This window comes from Sporosarcina sp. P29 (genome assembly GCF_002743265.1).
Lineage (GTDB): Bacteria > Bacillota > Bacilli > Bacillales_A > Planococcaceae > Sporosarcina.
In genome coordinates this window covers 1-434 of record NZ_PDYX01000089.1, presented here as the reverse complement: position 1 = coordinate 434, position 434 = coordinate 1, and the positions used below count along the sequence as shown (strand labels likewise).

The 434-nt window shown below is 55.8% G+C and carries 1 protein-coding gene; it reads left to right on the top strand.

Annotated elements, in window-relative coordinates; translation table 11 throughout:
- Nucleotides 1-434: efflux RND transporter permease subunit (locus CSV68_RS16675; RefSeq protein ID WP_199175050.1), on the top strand; the 434-nt coding region annotated here is incomplete at both ends.

The following is a 434-nucleotide window of genomic DNA, read 5'->3' as shown; positions in this document are numbered from 1 at the left end:
TGGATTATGCGGTCGCTTTTCCTGGGCTTAACGCGCTGCAGTTCACCAACACGCCGAATACCGGGACGGTCTTCTTTGGTCTGAAACCGTTCGATCAGCGTAAACACACGGCGGCGGAAATTAACGCTGAGATCAATGCCAAAATCGCTCAAATTCAGCAGGGCTTTGGTTTCTCCATTTTGCCACCGCCGATTTTAGGGCTGGGGCAGGGGTCGGGTTATTCGCTGTACATCCAGGATCGCGGCGGTCTGGGCTATGGTGCGCTGCAAAACGCGGTGAACACCATGTCCGGTGCGATTATGCAGACGCCGGGGATGCATTTCCCGATCTCAACCTACCAGGCTAACGTTCCGCAGCTGGATGTGCAGGTTGATCGAGATAAGGCGAAAGCGCAGGGCGTGTCGCTGACCGATCTGTTCGGTACGCTGCAAACC